We start from the raw sequence: 17377 nt of genomic DNA on the forward strand, positions 1-17377 counted from the left end.
ATTTAATATTCGCCATCTTACTTTGAGTAAGATGGCGAAATTATTTCGCATAAGGAGTGAAGTTCAATGAGTTTACTAGAAATTTGTCCATTAGATGAGGCGTTAGTGGAGGCTTTACAGAATGAAGAAAAAAGAGTTCGTTTTTATGAGATATTACAGAAATCAAATTTGTACGTTGTTGCTTCGGTAGAGGGCGATACAACTGTAGATGAAGAAGGAAATTTGATTTCAACTGAAAATACACAATTGCAAATTCATTATTTTGAAATGGAAGAAGGATTAATGTTACCACTGTATTCTGATTTGAAACATTTAGAAATGGTTATTCCAGAAGAATGTCCGTATGTCTCTATGAATGCAGTTGAATTATTAAAGACGATAGATTTAGAGGCAAATGTAATATTAAACCCAGGAACAAAATTTCAAAAATTATTTGTAAAGGAAGAAATTGAAGCGATTTGTGATAACAGTATTTTTGATGTTTTTTCTAAAGGGAATAAGTAAAAATTGATGCAGTTCTATTTCTTTTTGGTATAAAATAGAGGAAGGTGGGAGAAGGTTTGGAGATTAAGGTCAAACCTGAACAACTCGAACAAATTGCCAAAAACATATCAGAGATGCAAACACACAGCCAGACCATACAACAAAATCTCAATCAATCTATGTTTAGTATTCAAATGCAATGGCAAGGAGCAACGAGTCAACATTTTTATGGGGAATATATGAGATCAATGAGACTCATGGAATCTTACATACGTAACTTACAAGTTACAGAAAAAGAATTACGGCGTATCGCTCAAAAGTTTCGTCAAGCTGATGAAGAATATCAAAAGAAACAAAATGAAAAATTGAAAGAAGCCCATAAAAAAGAAAAGAAACATGAAAAATCATGGTGGGAAAAGAGAATAGAAGGAGCAGCTGAATTCATCGGAGTAAATGATGCAATTCGTGCAGTTACCGGTAAAGACCCTATTACAGGAAAAGAATTATCATCAAAAGAAAGACTCATCGCCGCAGGATGGACGCTCCTAAACTTTGTTCCTGTTGGAAAAGTGGCAAGTCTTGCTGGAAAAGGAATAAAGTATGTCGCTTCTAGCTTTGGGAAGACGATTGTAAAAGCAGGAAAAAAACTAGGCGAAGGCGTAACAATGGTAGCCGGAAAAGCTGGAAAAGCAGCTGTCGATGGCATAAAAACAGCCAGCCACAAAGTAAAAGAGGGTGTAAACTTTGTAGCCTCCACAGCAAAAGGATTTGCCGACAAAATCGGAAGCCTATGGAACAAAGGTGCCACAACCGTAAAAACAACCGTCTTACAGGGAAATGAAAAGATCCAGCACGCAGTAAAAACATTACTGGAGTACAAATGGATCCCAGGTGAGGGAAAAGGCTTCGCCATGGCTGGAGTAGGAAATGTCTCAGGAGGAGGACAGTATTCTCTGAAAGAGGCTTATCAGTATATGGAGAGTAAGGTTGTTAAGGGTACGGGTGATGTTGGTGATAAAGCCAGTGGAGCTAATATAAAGAAATTAGATGATTTTTCAGGCCCTTTAGAAAATGGTCCATATATTAAAAACGGAAAGCCTAGGGGTAGACCACAATTATCTGGGGAAAAGAAACTTGGATTTGAAAAAGATGTTTTCAATAAACAGATAGACCCAGATGGAATTTTACGAGACCCTAACACTAGTGAGACAATTGACTGGAAACCTGGACGACCACGAAAAGGTAAAGTAGATTTTGGGCATACAGAAGGAAATTCGTATAAGAAAATGTTTGAGAAGTATAAACATGGTGAGATTACTCTTGAAGAATTAAAGGAATTTCAGTTTAACCCAGATAATTTCAGATTAGAAACGCCTTCTGCAAATAGGAGTCATAAATATGAGTAGTTAGGAAGAGGATGTAATGAAAATATTAAATATTTTTGATGCGGTTAGAGAAGGAACTTATGAAGATTTTAAACGATTTTATGATGGTGATATTAATCAAATTGATAGTGATTTAGATATCAATTTATTGTGTATGGCAATGATTAATGATAAAAATTCTAGTGAAAAACTTAAGATTATAAAATTTTTGCTAGAAGAGGATATTGATATTAATTACACTACAGCTAAAAATAAAAGGAATGCATTGCATATGTTTTATTTTTGTGTTTTACGTCCAACAATAGAATATGAATTAGAGATAACAAGGTTACTTATTGATAATGAGATTAATATCAATGCTTTAGATAAATATAATGCTATCCCCTTGAAATATGCTATTACGATAAATAAATTGTCTACAAAAGATAATAAAGAGATGTATAAACTACTTATTAGTAGTGGCTCAAAGTATAATTTGAAAGATGAATTTGGAAAATCATGTGTGGATTATGCCAAAGAGTATTCTTGGAGAAATGATTTATTAACTATTATTGAGGAGTGTGAATATGAAAGTTAATAATTCTGACTTTGGAGGTTTTATTGTTTCTAAGAATGTTGTAGCCGGAAAACCAATACGTTATACATTTAGAGAAAAATCAGAAGTTCCTCAATTAAATGGGTGGACTATTTACTCTTTAGAAGATGATGATGAATATGTAAATGATTCTAGTAATTTTCAAGTTTTAGGAGCAAGCTCTATATTAGAAATAGCACCAGTTATGTTAGAAATTTTTGATGCTCCCTATGGAACAGACCTATGTTGGTTGTATAAAGAAGGGGTTCATGTAGGATTTTATGATTTAATAAGTGAAGATGAGAAAGATATTGGTCAAATTGTAAAAGGAAATTGATGCTATTTTGTGAGTTCCATGGGCACTGACAAAAATGCATTTCCAATAAGAAAAGTCAACAGCGACGTTAGGAGAACGTAGTGGTCTGTTGACTTTTTTTATAGTGTTATTTCATGACAAGAGTTATTTATCATCTTCGTTTAAGTTAATGATTTTATTATTTTTACCAACAATTCGTAGATTATTTAATTTGTTTTTACGAACTTCAAGGATAGCTTTTCCCATGTCTCGTTCGATTCGTTGCTTGTAAAGAAATTCTGTAAATGCTCTAAAGCATTCATTCCCGTTTCCAACATGTACTCGAATCAATCAATCTAAATAAAAAAGCTCGTCTTTTCCATCCCTATTTTCTCAATAAAAACCGACATTCGCTTGCAAATCCTCAATAATATTAATATCATCGGTCATACCATTGATATTATAGTTTGTTCGCTTGATATTTTAGGATTCCCAATATTTAAAGGGAATGATGTTAAGCATACGTTGGAAACAAAAGAAGTAGGGGTAAAAAATACGTAGTTGACTCATATGCACAAAATAAGGGAATAGTATCGAGAAAATTCACTCAACTTAGTGAAGTGCAAGAAAAAACAGCTAAGAGTTATTTAAATGAAATTACAAAAAAAATATCCTTCAGTTTCTAAAATATCAAATGGTCCTTTTAATCCTAACGCTCTCAAAGGGGGGCGACTTAAAGGTGAGTTAATATTAGAAGTACCAGTTCAAAATAAACCAATTTCGCAAACGATTCTTGATGAAGCAACAAAAAATAGGATTATTATTAGGGATATTAAAGGGAAGGTGTATAATTGACTATGAAAATTTATTATTGTGACGAATGGTCGGAAATTAAAAAGAAGCCTTGGAATATTCTAGATGATCGTGATGCATACACATACCATCAAAAACATGAACCATATACGGCGGTATTAACTGAAGATGAAAACCTTAAGTATATTGTAAATGTTACAAATGAATGGGTTTCGGTGGGATTTTATGATGACTTTATTCGTAAGTATTTAAATTATGATTTTGAAGTTATGAGTGAGAGTAAGATATTTTTAAGAACAGCTACGTATTGGGAATATGATGATGAAACTGATACAGAAGTAAGTAGCTTAATTTGGGGATTCCGAGAAAATGGCTATATAGCAATGGAAAAAAGGGATTTAAAGACCGGCTTAGTCGAGGAGCGTGAGATTAGTGATACCCTTGAAAGAAACTGGGATGTATTTCCTGAATTTGGTCATTATATTCATTTGTGTAGAGAGGAAAGATAATGTTTTTAGGAGCACTCTATAGTGCCAAAGCTATCTATAAGAAAGGTATTATATATCATTAACACATAAGGCAAGCGAACTAAAGATAATTAAAATATTGAATTAGAAAAAAGAAAAATGATATATTTGAAAATAGAGACTCCATGAAGGTAATACCATCATGGAGTACTATTACTATGTGCAATGATAGAATAAAAAAGAAGTACGAGCTTAGGTGCGATGACATTTTACTAGGCGATGAATATAAACACATGGATTGTATATGAAACTAATGAACTCGTATAAACTCGTGAGTTTTAAAATAGTAGTTTTTATGATATACAAAAGGTATCACATTTTTTACTGCAAGATTTACAAATTTATAGTACTTAAAAACATATGAACATAAAGCACTTGATTGTCTATGAGAGACAACAAGTGTTTTTTCATTTTAGGATAGAAAAGAGGAGAGTATAATAAATGATAAGTACATGTATTGTTTCAGCAAATAGTATAAGAAAATAGATTCTAAAGAGCAGCTGAATTCATCGGAGTAAATGATGCAATTCGTGCAGTTACCGGTAAAGACCCTATTACAGGGAAAGAATTATCATCAAAAGAAAGACTCATCGCCGCAGGATGGACACTCTTAAACTTTGTTCCTGTTGGAAAAGTGGCAAGTCTTGCTGGAAAAGGAATAAAGTATGTCGCTTCTAGCTTTGGGAAGACAATTGTAAAAGCAGGAAAAAGACTAGGTGAAGGCGTAACAATGGTAGCCGGAAAAGCTGGAAAAGCAGCTGTTGATGGCATAAAAACAGCCAGCCACAAAGTAACAGAAGGTGTAAACTTTGTAGCCTCGACAGCAAAAGGATTTGCCGATAAAATCGGAAGTCTATGGAACAAAGGTGCCACAACCGTAAAAACAACCTTCTTGCAAGGGAATGAAAAGATCCAGCACGCAGTAAAAACATTACTGGAATACAAATGGATCCCAGGCGAGGGAAAAGGCTTTGCCATGGCTGGAGTAGGAAAGGTCTCAGGAGGAGGACAGTATTCTCTGAAAGAGGCTTATCAGTATATGGAGAGTAAGGTTGTTAAGGGTACGGGTGAAGGTAGTAAGAGTACTAGTGGGAATAGTAAGCATTTAAGTGATGTGAAAATTCCATCAGTAAGAAACAATGAGTTTAATAAATGGTTTGATAATCTATCAGCAAAAGAATTTGAGGAAATGTGGAATAATCCTCAGTTGAGAAGTAAAATAGAAGATAGGATTAGACGCCCAGGAGGATACCATGAGTGGCATCTTGTAGCTAGAACTCCTAAATTTAAGCAGTGGGGAATTAGTATGGATGATATTAAAGAAATGAGGTCTCTGACTAAAGATGTTGAATTTGTAAATCCACCTGGTCGTCATGGAAGAAGAGGCTCGACAAAAGCACATAATGAAATGTTAAAGATTATTGATTCTGCTTCTGACTATGAAAGTTTTGTTAAAGGGCTTAATGAATGGGCTGAAAATAGAATGAAAAATGGCATTATGGATTTACCAGAAGGTTTGAGGAGGTAAAAAATGAAAAACGATGTTTCTTTATGGTTAGGATGCTTTAGTGATTTTGATGAACTCGAAACGTACACTGAAATAAAATATAATGAAGATGGAGATAGTATTCCCTCTATTTTTGAGAAAGATTTTAAATTAGGTTATTATGATAGGGACTTAGTTGAAAAAGATTGGATTCCTGATGCTGAAGATGACATAGAAAAGCTGTTAGTAGATTTTTCATATGATAATCAATTAATACAACAGTACAATAACATTAAGTTAAAGTCTAAATACAATACCATCATTTTAATTTATAATTATGATTATAATAAAGAAGGTAAAATTGTTAACATCGTAGATAAGACTACCTACAAGTTGGATTTCATTGGTACGGCAGAATATATAGATTAGTGCGAATAAAGTATATTTGCAGTGAAAAGAATAGGCTGTTAGAAAGTACGTACTTCATGATGGTTGTACCATCATGGAGTACTGTGTGCAATGATAGAATAGAAAACGAAGTACGAGCTTAGGCGGAATGACATTTTACATGGCGGTGAATATAAACACATGGAATGGGCATGAAACTAACGAACTCGTACAAACTCGTAAGTTTTAACGTAGTAGTTGTCATGACATACAAAAGGTGTCATACTGTTACTACAAAACTTACAAATTTATGCTACTTAAAAACATATGAACTTAAAGCACTTGATTGTCAATTAAAGGCAACAAGTGCTTTTTTGCGTTTTAGGATAGAAATGAGTAGACACATTATAATTTTATAAGTGCGCTAAGTGTTAAATTTTTATAGATTGTAATGGCTGTGTACAGGGTATGACGATAGTAGAAGAAAAAATAAAGGGTTGTGTTATTTTTTGAAGTCATCGTAAAGTACGTTTTAACGGATGGACGTTATGCACACGTTATCCGCAAAAAACAGGTAAACGTTACAGGGATTGTAATTGCTGTAACGGGAGGGAGTTTGATATGGAAGGGAAAGTTGTTGGTTATGTACGAGTTTCAACAGAAGGACAAGTGCGTGAAGGTTATAGCTTAACGTATCAAGTAGAAGAAATCGAACGGTACTGCACTGAAAATAAACTACAACTGCTTCACATATACGAAGATAAAGGAATTAGTGGAGCGATAGTAGATGAAGATGGATTAACAGTTGAACGTGAAAGCTTACAAGAACTATTGTCAGATATGGCATATCAACAAGTGAAGCACCTGATAGTACTCAATACATCTCGGTTATGGCGCTCTGATATGGCAAAAGTGTTAATACAACGAGAGCTAAAGAAACATGCGGTTGATGTGAAAGCAATTGAACAACCCAATTACAGTATATATGCACATGACCCAAATGACTTTTTAGTAAATGGCATGTTAGAACTACTAGACCAATATCAACGTCTCGAGATTGCATTAAAGCTAAGTCGAGGCAGAAAGAAGAAATCGGAACAAGGTGGATATGCAGGTGGGGGTGTACTGTTTGGCTACAAGGCAACAAAAGGACAAAAAGTGTTAGAAGTGGATGTTGAGAAAGCAGTAGTTGTACGTAGACTATTTGAATTGCGACACTTTTTTAGGCATTGGTCACTGACTCAATTGGCAGAACGACTTAATTTAGAGGGTTATCGTACAGAGAAAAAGAAGCTATTTACGAAAGTACAAGTGAAACGTATGTTAGACCGTGAGAGCTTTTATCGTGGGTTGTATACATACGGACAAATACAAACAAATGGGAAACATCCAGCAATTATGTAACAGTCGTACTTAAAAAAATCGCTCATTTTACTATATGTACTTATGAAGTTATGAAAATGGATAGGCTTGCGTACCTATGCGCATCGGGAGATGAACGCTCGAACTAAGGTTGCCGACATTTATATATATGACTAAATCATTGAATAGAGGGATGAGTTATGCATAATAGACAGAACTATTTGTATGTAGGAGTAGATTTACATAAGGAGCATCATACGGCTGTTATAATTAATTGTTGGCAAGAGAAACTAGGAGAAATACAATTTGAGAATAAACCATCTGCATTTTCGAAGTTTTTATTAGAAGTAGAGACATATGTGAGTGCTGGGGTATCAGTTGTATTTGGTTTAGAGGATGTTGGTGGTTATGGAAGAGCGTTAGCAAAATATTTAGTAGATCATGAACAAGTAGTGAAAGAAGTAAATCCAGCTTTATCATTTTTAGAACGAAAAAGCCAAGTAATTATACACAAAAATGATAGTTGGGATGCGGAATGTGTGGCACGCATATTGATAAACAAATTTAATCAATTACCAGATGCAAAGCCAAACGATTTATTATGGTCAATACAACAATTGGTTTCAAGAAGGAATGCATTAGTAAAAGTACAAAGTGCATTAAAGAACCAATTACATATTCAATTAAACCATCATTATCCAAGCTATAAAAAGTTTTTCTTAGAGTTAGATGGGAAAACAGCATTAGCATTTTGGCAGCAATATCCGTCACCCTCTTGTTTAGAGGGGGCGAATATAAAGCAATTAACAGCTTTTTTATTAGATGTTAGCAACAATACATGTTCAGTAAAGAAAGCAAGCGACATATTAAAACTTGTAAAAGAAGATGGACATACAATGAAGGAATATCAAGAAACACGAGACTTTTTAGTAAGGAGTATTGTACGGGACATTGAGTTTAAAAAGACAGAAATGAAATACATCGAAAGAGAATTAAAACAGCTAGTAAATCTACTAGAGTATCAATTAGAGACGATGCCGGGAATAGAACTTGTGACGGCATCGGCATTAATTGCAGACATTGGGGATGTAAGGCGATTTTCAAATGCCAATAAATTAGCACGATTTGCGGGGATTGCACCTGTTTACTTTGGTTCTGGTGGGAAAGGTAAGACACACAAAAGCAAACAAGGAAACAGGGCGTTACGCGCTTTATTTTATAATTTAGCTGTACAACAAGTGCAAGTAGCGAAAGGAAGTAAGTTACCCAGAAACCCAGTGTTTCATGCATATTATCAAAAGAAACTTAAAGAGGGAAAAACAAAAGGACAAGCATTGGTATGTATTATGAGAAGGCTTGTAAACATTGTATATAGCATGATGAAATATAAAACAGCTTATGAATTGCCGGTAGTGGAAGAAAAAGAAGTAGTTTAATAAGGTTTTACATGGTTTGCTTTTTTATTGTGAGAGTTTAAGATTACAACATAGGGTACGGGTAATGGTAAGCATTTAAATGATGTACCTAAAATAAAAGAAATTGAAGTGAACTTTAATAGAAATGTAAAACATGATTCAGAAGAGTTTGCGAGCCAATTAAAAGACCAAGAAAAAGGTATGAATGAGCTTAACAGTGGATGAGTATTTAAAAAATCGTGAAAGATACATAGCACAGGGGCGAGCTATTGAAGGGAATGCTGCTCAACAAGCTGCTAGAGAAGAAGCTTATGTACAAAAGGTAAATGAACTACAAAGAGAAGGATTAACGTTATCAAATGCCAAGAAAAAAGCCAAGGAATGGCTAGATACTCAAGCTGCACTTCACAACCCTGACCAGATAGCAGGTGGAAAGGCAGAAATAATAGGAGGTATGGGAGATAAAAGGATTAATTCTTCTATAGGTAGTCAATGGCGGTATAGAATTGATATTGTTGATGAACAAATTAAGGAATTAGCCAAAAACATGACACCAGAACAACTAAAAAGTACTTATTTGAATGTAAAATTAACACATTAGAGGAGGAGTCTAGATGGAACAATATTTAAAAGATTTTAAGTTGCATAATAAAGTTCCGAGTGAAATCATTGAAAAGTATAAACATGTAGTACCTAATGAAATAATAAATTTATGGAGTAATTATGGATTTGGTACATTTATGCAAGGGTATTTTAAAAGTGTAAATCCAGAGGAATTTAAAGAGATTTTGGAGGAGAGTAGTCAAAGATATAAGGATTCAATAGTATTGTTTGCTACGGGTATGGGAGACTTGGTTATTTGGTCAGATGGATATGTTAGATTACTTAATTACAGGTATGGTATAGTAAAGACCATTATGTTTACATTTGAATTTTTCTTTCAAAATATTACTGATTTAGAATTTAGAGATGAAGATTTATCTTGGCAACCTTATCCTGAAGCGCTTAAAAAATATAATGAATTAGATTACGAGGAGTGTTTTGGTTATACACCTCTATTAGGTTTAGGTGGAGCAGAAAAAGTAGAGAACTTAAAAAAGGTCAAATTAAAAGAACATATTCTTATTATTACTAGTTTTATGGGGCCAGTACAATAATAGAATAAGTAGATGTTTTATTACTAGGTAAATAGAGATATAGGATTCGTTCAAATGACTTAGACTTACTACTTAATTTATATTCTACCAGCGAATATGATAACGAAACACATTAACACATATATAAATCAATGAAAAACAAAGTTTATGTGAAGTGGATAGAAAAAATAATAGGGTGTTTGAAAATACATACTCCATGATGGTTGTACCATCATGGAGTACTGTGTGCAATGATAGAATAGAAAACGAAGTACGAGCTTAGGTGAGATGACATTTTACGGGGCGATGAATATAAATACATGGATTGTATATTAAACTAACGAACTCGTACAAACTCGTAAGTTTTAACGTAGTAGATGTTACGACATATAAAAGGTGTCATACTGTTACTACAAAACTTACAAATTTATGCTACTTAAAAATAGATGAACTTAAAGCACTTGATTGTAAATTAAAGGAAACAAGTGCTTTTTTGCGTTTTAGCGTAGAAATTTAAAAGAGCAGTATAATTTTATAAGTGCATTAGGTGTTAAATTTTTATTGTTGTTTTATAGATTGTAATGGCTTTGTACAGTGTATGACGATAGTAGTGAGAAGAATAGAGGGTTGTATTATGTTTTGAAGTCATCGTAAAGTACGTTTTAACGGTTGATGTAAGAGTACATCCAATAACAGGTGGAGCCGTCTACTACAGCGGTAAATAATACTATTCAACAAAAAGAGTCATCGCAAGAACAAGATAACGATGATCCAGAAGAAGGTACTGCTGATAGTGGTGATGATGACGAAGGATAATAAAAAGGTTTCTCAACAAATTTTAATATAACCCTTGACAGTTACAAATATAACCGATATACTTCATATTAATTTCAAAAGAAAATATATTCTAAATATTTAATTGTGTTGAATAGGAGTAGTAAGGTCGTATATTTGTACAGAGAGCTATGGGTTGGTGTGACATAGTCAAATGACATCCTGAACTCGCCTAGGAGCAGTAAGGTGGAACGGAATCACATTCTTAGTAAATCTTAACGGTTAACCTTCGATATTAGGTTTGTAATCAAACGATTACTACTAAGGTGGATTCATAATGGAATCAATAAGAGTGGTACCGCGTTAAGCAAATGGCTTAGCGTCTCTTTATATAGAGACGTTGGGCCATTTTTTTATTTTATAGGAATAGAAATGGAGGGTTTATTCGGATTGGTCTATATAATTTAATTATTTATATAAAATGATTTAATTGGGAGGAAAATAAGATGAAACAGACGGAGCAATGGACTTCGAAATTAGGGTTTATAATGGCTGCAGCAGGATCAGCAATTGGACTTGGCGCAATATGGAAGTTTCCTTATATCGCTGGGAAAAGCGGGGGAGGAGCATTCTTTTTAATCTTTATATTATTTACTGTATTAATTGGATTACCACTACTTATAGCTGAATTTATGATTGGACGCAGTACACAGAAACAAGCAGTTGGAGCATTTAAAAGTATCGCACCTAATACAGGATGGCACTGGATTGGACGCCTTGGCGTTGGAACATGTTTTATACTACTTTCGTTTTATAGTGTTGTAGGTGGATGGGTGTTAATTTATTTATTCAGGGGAGTAACGGGACAACTTATTACTCCGGGACAAAATTACGGAGCATTATTTACTGAAACAATTGGAAATCCGACTTGGGCGATTATGGGACATTTCGCTTTTATGTTCATTACGATATGGGTTGTATCAAAGGGTGTACAAAACGGAATTGAAAAAGCAAGTAAATATATGTTGCCAGCATTGTTCGTTTTATTTGTCGCTCTTATTATTCGTTCGTTAACACTTGATGATGCAATGAAAGGTGTGAAGTTTTTCTTACAACCGGACTTCTCAAAGGTTACTTCGGAAAGTATTTTGTTCGCAATGGGGCAATCATTCTTTGCGATTAGTATCGGGATTTCAATTATGGTTACGTATAGTTCCTATTTAAATAAAAAAGAAAGTTTACCAAAATCAGCAATAACAATTGTTGGATTGAATTTATTTGTTTCATTATTTGCAGGACTTGCAATTTTTCCGGCCGTATTTTCATTAGGAATGGAGCCAACAGAAGGGCCTGGATTACTATTTATCGTATTACCATCAGTATTTAGTCAAATTCCATTTGGTGCGGTTTTCTTAACAGTATTTCTTGCACTATTTACATTTGCGACATTAACATCAGCATTTTCACTATTAGAGACAGTTGTTTCAGCAGTGACAAATGGTGAACAGGAAAGAAGAACGAAATTATCATGGATGATCGGTTTCGGCATTTTCTTAGTAGGTATACCATCAGCGTTATCATTTGGAGTATGGAGTGATATTACGATTTTCGGAAAAAATATTTTTGATGTAGTAGACTTCTTATCTAGTAATATATTAATGCCACTTGGTGCACTATTTATTAGTATTTTCGTTTCATTCAAAATGGAAAAGAAGGTGCTAGAAGCAGAGTTTTTTGTAGGTGGAAATTATGGAAAGAAAGTATTTACTTGTTGGGCGTTTTTACTTCGATTTATAGCACCGCTTGCAATCATCATCGTCTTTTTAAATGTAATAGGGATTATTTAAGGTGAAGTGTTATAATATTCAGTAAAAAAAGAAGGTGATGATCATAAAGGCGAATTTGATAGAAGCAGGGAAATACATGAATATTAGAGGCAAAAAGCTATACGTTGAAACGCATGGAAACCCTAAAAATAAACCAGTTCTATACTTACATGGTGGACCGGGAGAAAGTTGTTATGATTTTTCATTTCATCAGGCGGAACGTTTAAAAGATTCTTTATATGTAATTATGATAGATCAAAGAGGTGTTTGTCGCTCCGAAGAAATTACTGAGGAAGAAGCTTTTGGATTAAAAGATTTAATTGAAGACTGTGAGGAATTAAAAAAAGTATTACAAATTGAGAAGTGGTCTGTAATTGGACATTCTTTCGGTGGATATGTAGCATTGTTATATGCATCGATATATCCAAGTTCAATAGAGAAAATAATATTTGAAGGACCAACTTTCGATTTCGCATTAACAAGTAGGGCTTTGTTACAAAAGACAGGGCATCTATTAAAAAAGTATGGAAAAGAAGAAGTAGCAGAAGAGTCTCTTGCATATTCATCTAGCAATGCTAGTTCAGAAGAGTTGTTAGAGGCTTATATAAGACTAAGTGATGAACTAGAAGAAAAAAGAATGGAGATTTACAATAATAAGGAAGATGTGACAGACGAGAGTTTATATAGTGATGAAGAATGGGAAGAATTTTCAAATCGCTCCATGATTCATTTTGATAGATTAAAAGTAGAAGGAGCATTCCATACTTCATTATTACCTCAGATAAAAGATATAATAAACCCAATGTTATTAATTGTAGGAAAACATGATGTAGTAACCTGTGAAAAACAAATTGAAACGTTTAATAAAGAAGCTCGAAACGGTAAGTATATCGCATTTGAAGAGAGCGGTCATTCACCTCATTATGAGGAAGCAGATAGATTCGCAGACATAGTCATACATTTTTTGAAATGAAGAAAAGGGTGCTTCTATAAATGAGAAGCACCCTTTTTTAATTTATGGATATGTGATTGTGATGTTGGGCCACTTACTTTGCCAATTCTTTTTAATAACTCTGTTTTTGTACATATGTATACGCTCTTTCGATTCCAGAAAATGAGCTGTTGGTCTCACTTGTAAGGAAAGAACATCTTCAATGCCGCACGGAGCTGTTAATATAACTTTGTTTTTTTCGTCTAATGTAACACCTAAAGCCGTTGCTGTTTCAGGGAATTTAGAAATAGCATCAACAGAAGAAGAATACGGTGGCATATTACCCACTACATGCATACGAGCTTGATTCTTTACCGACCAAGGAATCGTAGTATCAATATTCTTTAATTTATTTTCTAATGATTGTTCGTACATCTCATCTTTATGTAGACTATCATAATAAATTACATCAACATCAGGCAGAGCTGTTCTAGTCTCACAGTTATGTAAAGTATCCCAAATTTTAGAGCGGACAAAGCCGGCACAAATCCACCAATCAGGTAACTCTAGTGATTTTGCCATTTGTAATACATCCATCATCCATTCATCGTTTTCTATTAATCGAATTATATCTTGCTCTGTTTGTATTGTCATTTGTTATCCCACCTACTTTTTTAATTGAGGGCTAATTCATTAGTTTTATAATCCATGTGATCCAGTAAGCACCTGGTATGAATAATAGTTGTGCTAATAACGTACCGAAAAGTCTAGAAATCATTAACCAACCATACATTTTACTCATTGCTTCAGCACCTTCTTCTGATTGAAGGGCTCGCTCTGTTAAAAGAGCGATACGTGGATCTAGTAGCACTGTTAATAAAATAGTAGCAAAACCATTAATAAGGCCAGAAGCTGTAGTAGCTTTTGTCGCGTAATCTGGAAGTAAAAAAGAAGCATATAGGGCTGAAAGAACACCAGCTGTATATATAGCAGTAGCAAACATGTTAATAAGCATAATACGTTTTGGAATACCACCAATGCGTAGTCTATGAATCATTTCTAATTTTGGGAAGCGTACATATTTTTTTGTGTACTTTAATTTTTGAATGTTATTTGTTTTCATCATTCGAATGAAAGAACCGTCTGTTTCAAAGTTTTGAATGACGTATCCAAATAGTTTTGTCAAAGTTGGATATAGTATAATCGCAATTAATGTACCGACAGAGGCGGATAATAGAACGAGCCGTATAATATGTTCTAAATTTATGGATGCGTCTCGTTTTGCCTCATCGACAATCCCACCGATTAAAAAGGCTTGTAGCATGTTAGATGTTCTTGAAATAAGTAACACCATGCCTACCACAGACAAAGCGACAGCAATTCTCTTTAAACGTACTCCAGCTAATCGAATACTATAAGAGCTTGTTTCAACCGCGTGAATAACAATTGTGCAAGCCATTATAACAATTAACGTAATTGACATTAGATTCACCAGTTTCTATTAAAATAATTTTAACTTTTTTACTTTATCATATATATCTTTTTTTGTAACTGAAAGTATGTGACATAGAAAAAGGAATTTTCAGAAAAAAGATAATAATGGTATAATAAAGAGATAGGAAACAATGCTATATATACAGTAAAATAAGCGAGGGAAGAAAACATGTATACAACATTTCTAGTTGATCTAGATGGAACATTGACTGATCCGAAAGAAGGGATTATTAATTCAGTACTGTATGCATTAAAAAAGGTTGGTATTGAAGAATTACATATAAAAGAGTTAAATTCATTTATTGGACCGCCCATTCAGCAATCATTCATAGAGAGATACAATATGAATGAAGGAGAAGTAGAACGCGCTGTTTTTTATTTCAGAGAATATTTAAAGCAGCGTGGATTGTTAGAAAATAAGGTATACGATGGTATTCCAAATCTTTTAAAACAATTAAAAGATAACGGAAATCGTTTATTTATAGCAACTTCAAAGCCTACTGTATTTGCAAAACAAGTACTAGATCATTTTCAACTAACGGATTATTTCGAAGATATCATTGGAAGTAATTTAGATGGTACGAGAATAAAGAAAGAAGAGATCATTGCTCATATTTTACAAACAAATGAAGGACTTAATAAAGAAGGAATTGTTATGATTGGAGATAGAAAGCATGATATAATTGGTGCGAATGATAATGAGATTGCTTCAATTGGTGTTTTATACGGTTATGGTAGTGAAACAGAATTGACTGAAGTTGGTGCGACTCATATAGTGAATGATGTAAAAGAATTACATCATTTTTGTGTAGAAAATAGTTTGGTAAAGAAGTAAATATAGAGACTAAAAATCCCTTTATAACAGATGACGATGAAATCGTTTTTGTTTAAAGGGATTTTTCATATGTAATCGAATACTTATAATTAGACATTTTTAGCATGAAAAATTTGTATGAATTAGAGGAGGGATGTCAGAAATAAAAGATTAAAAGAATTTTATCAATAAAATTTAGAATTTTCAGTTTAAGGGAGGGGTATGATTGGAGCTAGTTATTATATTATTAGCACTTAGTTTACTTATGTTTGTAGCTTATAAAGGATTTTCTGTTATATTATTTGCACCGATATTTGCATTATTTGCCGTATTTTTGACAGAGCCTAGTTTTGTATTACCTTTCTTTTCGAATATTTTTATGGAGAAAATGGTAGGTTTTATTAAACTATATTTTCCTGTATTTTTACTTGGGGCAATATTTGGGAAAGTAGTAGAAATGTCAGGAATTGCGGATTCGATTGCAAAGACAATTATAGAGTTAGTTGGTGAAAAACGTACAATATTAGCGATTGTATTAATGGGTGCTATCTTAACGTATAGTGGTGTTAGTGTGTATGTAGTAGTGTTTGCTGTATATCCGTTCGCAGCTAAGTTGTTTCGACAAGCGAATATTCCAAAACGTTTAATCCCTGGAACAATCGTTCTTGGAGCGGTTACGTTTACGATGGATGCGCTACCTGGATCACCACAAATTCAAAACGTAATACCTACGACGTTTTTTAAAACAGACATTTATGCTGCGCCGATACTTGGTATTGTAGGGGCAATTTTTGTACTTACGTTAGGGTTACTATATTTAGAGAGTAGACGGAAGAAGGCGAAAGCAGCTGGAGAAGGGTATTTTGGTTTTAACGATGGGAATACTGAAATGGCAGCTTCTTTACAAGCAGAACAAAAAGATATGCCGTTGGTTAAAAATATTGAAATTACAAGAGCACAGCAAGTAATTGCTTTTGTACCACTTATTTTAGTAGGTGTAATGAATAAAGTTTTTACTATTATGATACCGAAGTGGTATCCCAATGGTTTTGATTTTTCTGCAATTGGTATGAAAGCATTTGGAAAAGTAGAATTAAGTGCAGTAGTTGGAATCTGGTCAGTAGAATTGGCACTTATTATAGGTATAGTAACAACGTTATTATTATATTGGAAACGAGTAGTAACAGGATTTCAAGCTGGATTGAATACAAGTATCGGTGGGGCGCTACTGGCAACGATGAATACAGGAGCTGAATTTGGATTCGGTGGTGTCATCGCAGCACTTCCAGGCTTCGCAATTATGAGAGATGGTATTTCTGCCACATTCACAAACCCTCTAGTGAATGGAGCAGTAACGACAAATATTTTAGCCGGTATTACAGGCTCTGCATCAGGAGGAATGGGAATTGTTTTAAGTGCAATGGGAGATAAGTTTATTGCAGCGGCCAATCAATTCGATATTCCGTTAGAAGTAATGCATCGTATCGTGTCAATGGCATCAGGAGGAATGGATACATTACCACATAACGGGGCTATTATTACTATTCTTACCGTAACAGGTTTAACACATAAACAGTCATATAAAGATATTTTTGCAATTACTGTTTTGAAAACGGTTACTGTGTTTTTAGTTATTGCATTCTATACAGTAACAGGAATTTATTAAGTCGATATG

The 17377-nt window shown here is 33.8% G+C and carries 20 protein-coding genes, 2 pseudogenes and 1 other annotated feature; of the genes and pseudogenes, 19 read left to right on the plus strand and 3 right to left on the minus strand.

The window, feature by feature from the left end:
• The first annotated feature begins 66 nt into the window (after positions 1 to 66).
• From COL05_RS22270 to COL05_RS22285, 4 genes are read left to right on the plus strand one after another with little or no spacing between them, the layout of a single operon-like run.
• Positions 67 to 504, plus strand: a complete 438-nt coding sequence (locus tag COL05_RS22270) for an SseB family protein (RefSeq protein ID WP_071708777.1) — start codon at positions 67 to 69, stop codon at positions 502 to 504.
• A gap of 56 nt (positions 505 to 560) precedes the next feature.
• Positions 561 to 1889: a WXG100 family type VII secretion target gene (locus COL05_RS22275; protein ID WP_180233476.1), complete on the plus strand. Its 1329-nt coding sequence runs from the start codon at positions 561 to 563 to the stop codon at positions 1887 to 1889.
• A 16-nt stretch (positions 1890 to 1905) separates the two neighbouring features.
• Complete coding sequence (locus COL05_RS22280; RefSeq protein ID WP_000698515.1) at positions 1906 to 2445, plus strand: ankyrin repeat domain-containing protein; 540 nt, start codon at positions 1906 to 1908, stop codon at positions 2443 to 2445.
• Entirely contained in the window at positions 2435 to 2779 is a 345-nt protein-coding gene (locus COL05_RS22285) for a DUF2185 domain-containing protein (RefSeq protein WP_000867689.1), read from the plus strand. Before COL05_RS22280 ends, COL05_RS22285 begins: the two co-directional genes overlap by 11 nt.
• Before the next feature lie 123 nt (positions 2780 to 2902).
• Here the strand turns inward: COL05_RS22285 and COL05_RS22290 are convergent, their stop codons facing one another.
• On the minus strand, positions 2903 to 3088 hold the full coding sequence (locus COL05_RS22290) for a hypothetical protein (protein WP_000621737.1): 186 nt from the start codon (positions 3086 to 3088) through the stop codon (positions 2903 to 2905).
• A gap of 300 nt (positions 3089 to 3388) precedes the next feature.
• On the opposite strand from COL05_RS22290, the gene COL05_RS22295 reads away from it, so the two are divergent.
• From COL05_RS22295 to COL05_RS22360, 13 genes and pseudogenes are all read left to right on the plus strand, one after another.
• A complete protein-coding gene (locus COL05_RS22295) occupies positions 3389 to 3592 on the plus strand; it encodes a hypothetical protein (protein WP_227557631.1) in 204 nt (67 codons plus the stop codon).
• 2 nt (positions 3593 to 3594) lie between these two features.
• The gene (locus tag COL05_RS22300; protein WP_003268550.1) at positions 3595 to 4059 is read left to right on the plus strand and encodes a hypothetical protein; all 465 of its coding nucleotides are present in this window, start codon (positions 3595 to 3597) and stop codon (positions 4057 to 4059) included.
• A 514-nt stretch (positions 4060 to 4573) separates the two neighbouring features.
• Positions 4574 to 5605 (plus strand): annotated as a pseudogene (locus tag COL05_RS22305) (pre-toxin TG domain-containing protein); the annotation flags it as partial.
• Between the two features lie 3 nt (positions 5606 to 5608).
• Complete coding sequence (locus COL05_RS22310) at positions 5609 to 5992, plus strand: immunity 22 family protein (RefSeq protein ID WP_098148063.1); 384 nt, start codon at positions 5609 to 5611, stop codon at positions 5990 to 5992.
• Between the two features lie 170 nt (positions 5993 to 6162).
• Complete coding sequence (locus COL05_RS32215) at positions 6163 to 6369, plus strand: hypothetical protein (protein ID WP_098148070.1); 207 nt, start codon at positions 6163 to 6165, stop codon at positions 6367 to 6369.
• A gap of 202 nt (positions 6370 to 6571) precedes the next feature.
• Entirely contained in the window at positions 6572 to 7354 is a 783-nt protein-coding gene (locus COL05_RS22325; RefSeq protein ID WP_098670175.1) for a recombinase family protein, read from the plus strand.
• A gap of 158 nt (positions 7355 to 7512) precedes the next feature.
• Complete coding sequence (locus tag COL05_RS22330; RefSeq protein WP_098670176.1) at positions 7513 to 8748, plus strand: IS110 family RNA-guided transposase; 1236 nt, start codon at positions 7513 to 7515, stop codon at positions 8746 to 8748.
• A gap of 108 nt (positions 8749 to 8856) precedes the next feature.
• Positions 8857 to 8952 carry a polymorphic toxin type 15 domain-containing protein gene (locus COL05_RS32010; protein ID WP_257152589.1) on the plus strand — a complete coding sequence of 32 codons (96 nt, stop codon included), beginning with the start codon at positions 8857 to 8859 and terminating at the stop codon, positions 8950 to 8952.
• Positions 8945 to 9328, plus strand: a complete 384-nt coding sequence (locus COL05_RS22335) for a polymorphic toxin type 15 domain-containing protein (protein ID WP_257152590.1) — start codon at positions 8945 to 8947, stop codon at positions 9326 to 9328. Before COL05_RS32010 ends, COL05_RS22335 begins: the two co-directional genes overlap by 8 nt.
• Positions 9329 to 9341: 13 nt before the next feature.
• Positions 9342 to 9884, plus strand: coding sequence for a T6SS immunity protein Tdi1 domain-containing protein (locus COL05_RS22340; RefSeq protein ID WP_098670177.1), 543 nt, complete (start codon positions 9342 to 9344; stop codon positions 9882 to 9884).
• 632 nt (positions 9885 to 10516) lie between these two features.
• Positions 10517 to 10679: pseudogene (locus tag COL05_RS32470) on the plus strand (PepSY domain-containing protein); the annotation flags it as partial.
• Between the two features lie 99 nt (positions 10680 to 10778).
• Positions 10779 to 11027, plus strand: a binding site (T-box leader).
• 116 nt (positions 11028 to 11143) lie between these two features.
• Positions 11144 to 12484: a sodium-dependent transporter gene (locus tag COL05_RS22355; RefSeq protein WP_098670178.1), complete on the plus strand. Its 1341-nt coding sequence runs from the start codon at positions 11144 to 11146 to the stop codon at positions 12482 to 12484.
• Between the two features lie 37 nt (positions 12485 to 12521).
• Positions 12522 to 13436, plus strand: coding sequence for an alpha/beta fold hydrolase (locus tag COL05_RS22360; RefSeq protein WP_098670179.1), 915 nt, complete (start codon positions 12522 to 12524; stop codon positions 13434 to 13436).
• Between the two features lie 42 nt (positions 13437 to 13478).
• Here COL05_RS22360 and COL05_RS22365 read toward each other — a convergent pair whose 3' ends face one another.
• Both COL05_RS22365 and COL05_RS22370 read right to left on the minus strand, forming a co-directional pair.
• A complete protein-coding gene (locus COL05_RS22365; protein WP_098670180.1) occupies positions 13479 to 14048 on the minus strand; it encodes a nucleotidyltransferase family protein in 570 nt (189 codons plus the stop codon).
• Positions 14049 to 14079: 31 nt separating this feature from the next.
• Complete coding sequence (locus tag COL05_RS22370; protein ID WP_098670181.1) at positions 14080 to 14877, minus strand: lipid II flippase Amj family protein; 798 nt, start codon at positions 14875 to 14877, stop codon at positions 14080 to 14082.
• A 180-nt stretch (positions 14878 to 15057) separates the two neighbouring features.
• Between COL05_RS22370 and COL05_RS22375 the strand changes: the two genes are divergently transcribed.
• A complete protein-coding gene (locus COL05_RS22375; RefSeq protein ID WP_098670182.1) occupies positions 15058 to 15723 on the plus strand; it encodes an HAD family hydrolase in 666 nt (221 codons plus the stop codon).
• Between the two features lie 205 nt (positions 15724 to 15928).
• Positions 15929 to 17368, plus strand: coding sequence for a GntP family permease (locus COL05_RS22380; protein WP_098670183.1), 1440 nt, complete (start codon positions 15929 to 15931; stop codon positions 17366 to 17368).
• Positions 17369 to 17377 lie beyond the last annotated feature (9 nt).

Origin of the sequence: Bacillus sp. AFS059628, from assembly GCF_002571225.1 — a bacterium.
Taxonomy (GTDB): Bacteria; Bacillota; Bacilli; order Bacillales; family Bacillaceae_G; genus Bacillus_A.

What these genes read in the sequence shown, in the direction of transcription:
- COL05_RS22270 (WP_071708777.1), top strand. Translation starts at nt 67, where the DNA reads ATGAGTTTACTAGAAATTTGTCCATTAGATGAGGCGTTAGTGGAGGCT.
- COL05_RS22310 (WP_098148063.1), top strand. Translation starts at nt 5,609, where the DNA reads ATGAAAAACGATGTTTCTTTATGGTTAGGATGCTTTAGTGATTTTGAT.
- COL05_RS22355 (WP_098670178.1), top strand. Translation starts at nt 11,144, where the DNA reads ATGAAACAGACGGAGCAATGGACTTCGAAATTAGGGTTTATAATGGCT.
- COL05_RS22340 (WP_098670177.1), top strand. Translation starts at nt 9,342, where the DNA reads ATGGAACAATATTTAAAAGATTTTAAGTTGCATAATAAAGTTCCGAGT.
- COL05_RS22365 (WP_098670180.1), bottom strand. Translation starts at nt 14,048, where the DNA reads ATGACAATACAAACAGAGCAAGATATAATTCGATTAATAGAAAACGAT.
- COL05_RS22280 (WP_000698515.1), top strand. Translation starts at nt 1,906, where the DNA reads ATGAAAATATTAAATATTTTTGATGCGGTTAGAGAAGGAACTTATGAA.
- COL05_RS32215 (WP_098148070.1), top strand. Translation starts at nt 6,163, where the DNA reads ATGAAACTAACGAACTCGTACAAACTCGTAAGTTTTAACGTAGTAGTT.
- COL05_RS22375 (WP_098670182.1), top strand. Translation starts at nt 15,058, where the DNA reads ATGTATACAACATTTCTAGTTGATCTAGATGGAACATTGACTGATCCG.
- COL05_RS22370 (WP_098670181.1), bottom strand. Translation starts at nt 14,877, where the DNA reads ATGTCAATTACGTTAATTGTTATAATGGCTTGCACAATTGTTATTCAC.
- COL05_RS22285 (WP_000867689.1), top strand. Translation starts at nt 2,435, where the DNA reads ATGAAAGTTAATAATTCTGACTTTGGAGGTTTTATTGTTTCTAAGAAT.
- COL05_RS22325 (WP_098670175.1), top strand. Translation starts at nt 6,572, where the DNA reads ATGGAAGGGAAAGTTGTTGGTTATGTACGAGTTTCAACAGAAGGACAA.
- COL05_RS22360 (WP_098670179.1), top strand. Translation starts at nt 12,522, where the DNA reads ATGATCATAAAGGCGAATTTGATAGAAGCAGGGAAATACATGAATATT.
- COL05_RS22300 (WP_003268550.1), top strand. Translation starts at nt 3,595, where the DNA reads ATGAAAATTTATTATTGTGACGAATGGTCGGAAATTAAAAAGAAGCCT.
- COL05_RS22330 (WP_098670176.1), top strand. Translation starts at nt 7,513, where the DNA reads ATGCATAATAGACAGAACTATTTGTATGTAGGAGTAGATTTACATAAG.
- COL05_RS22295 (WP_227557631.1), top strand. Translation starts at nt 3,389, where the DNA reads ATGAAATTACAAAAAAAATATCCTTCAGTTTCTAAAATATCAAATGGT.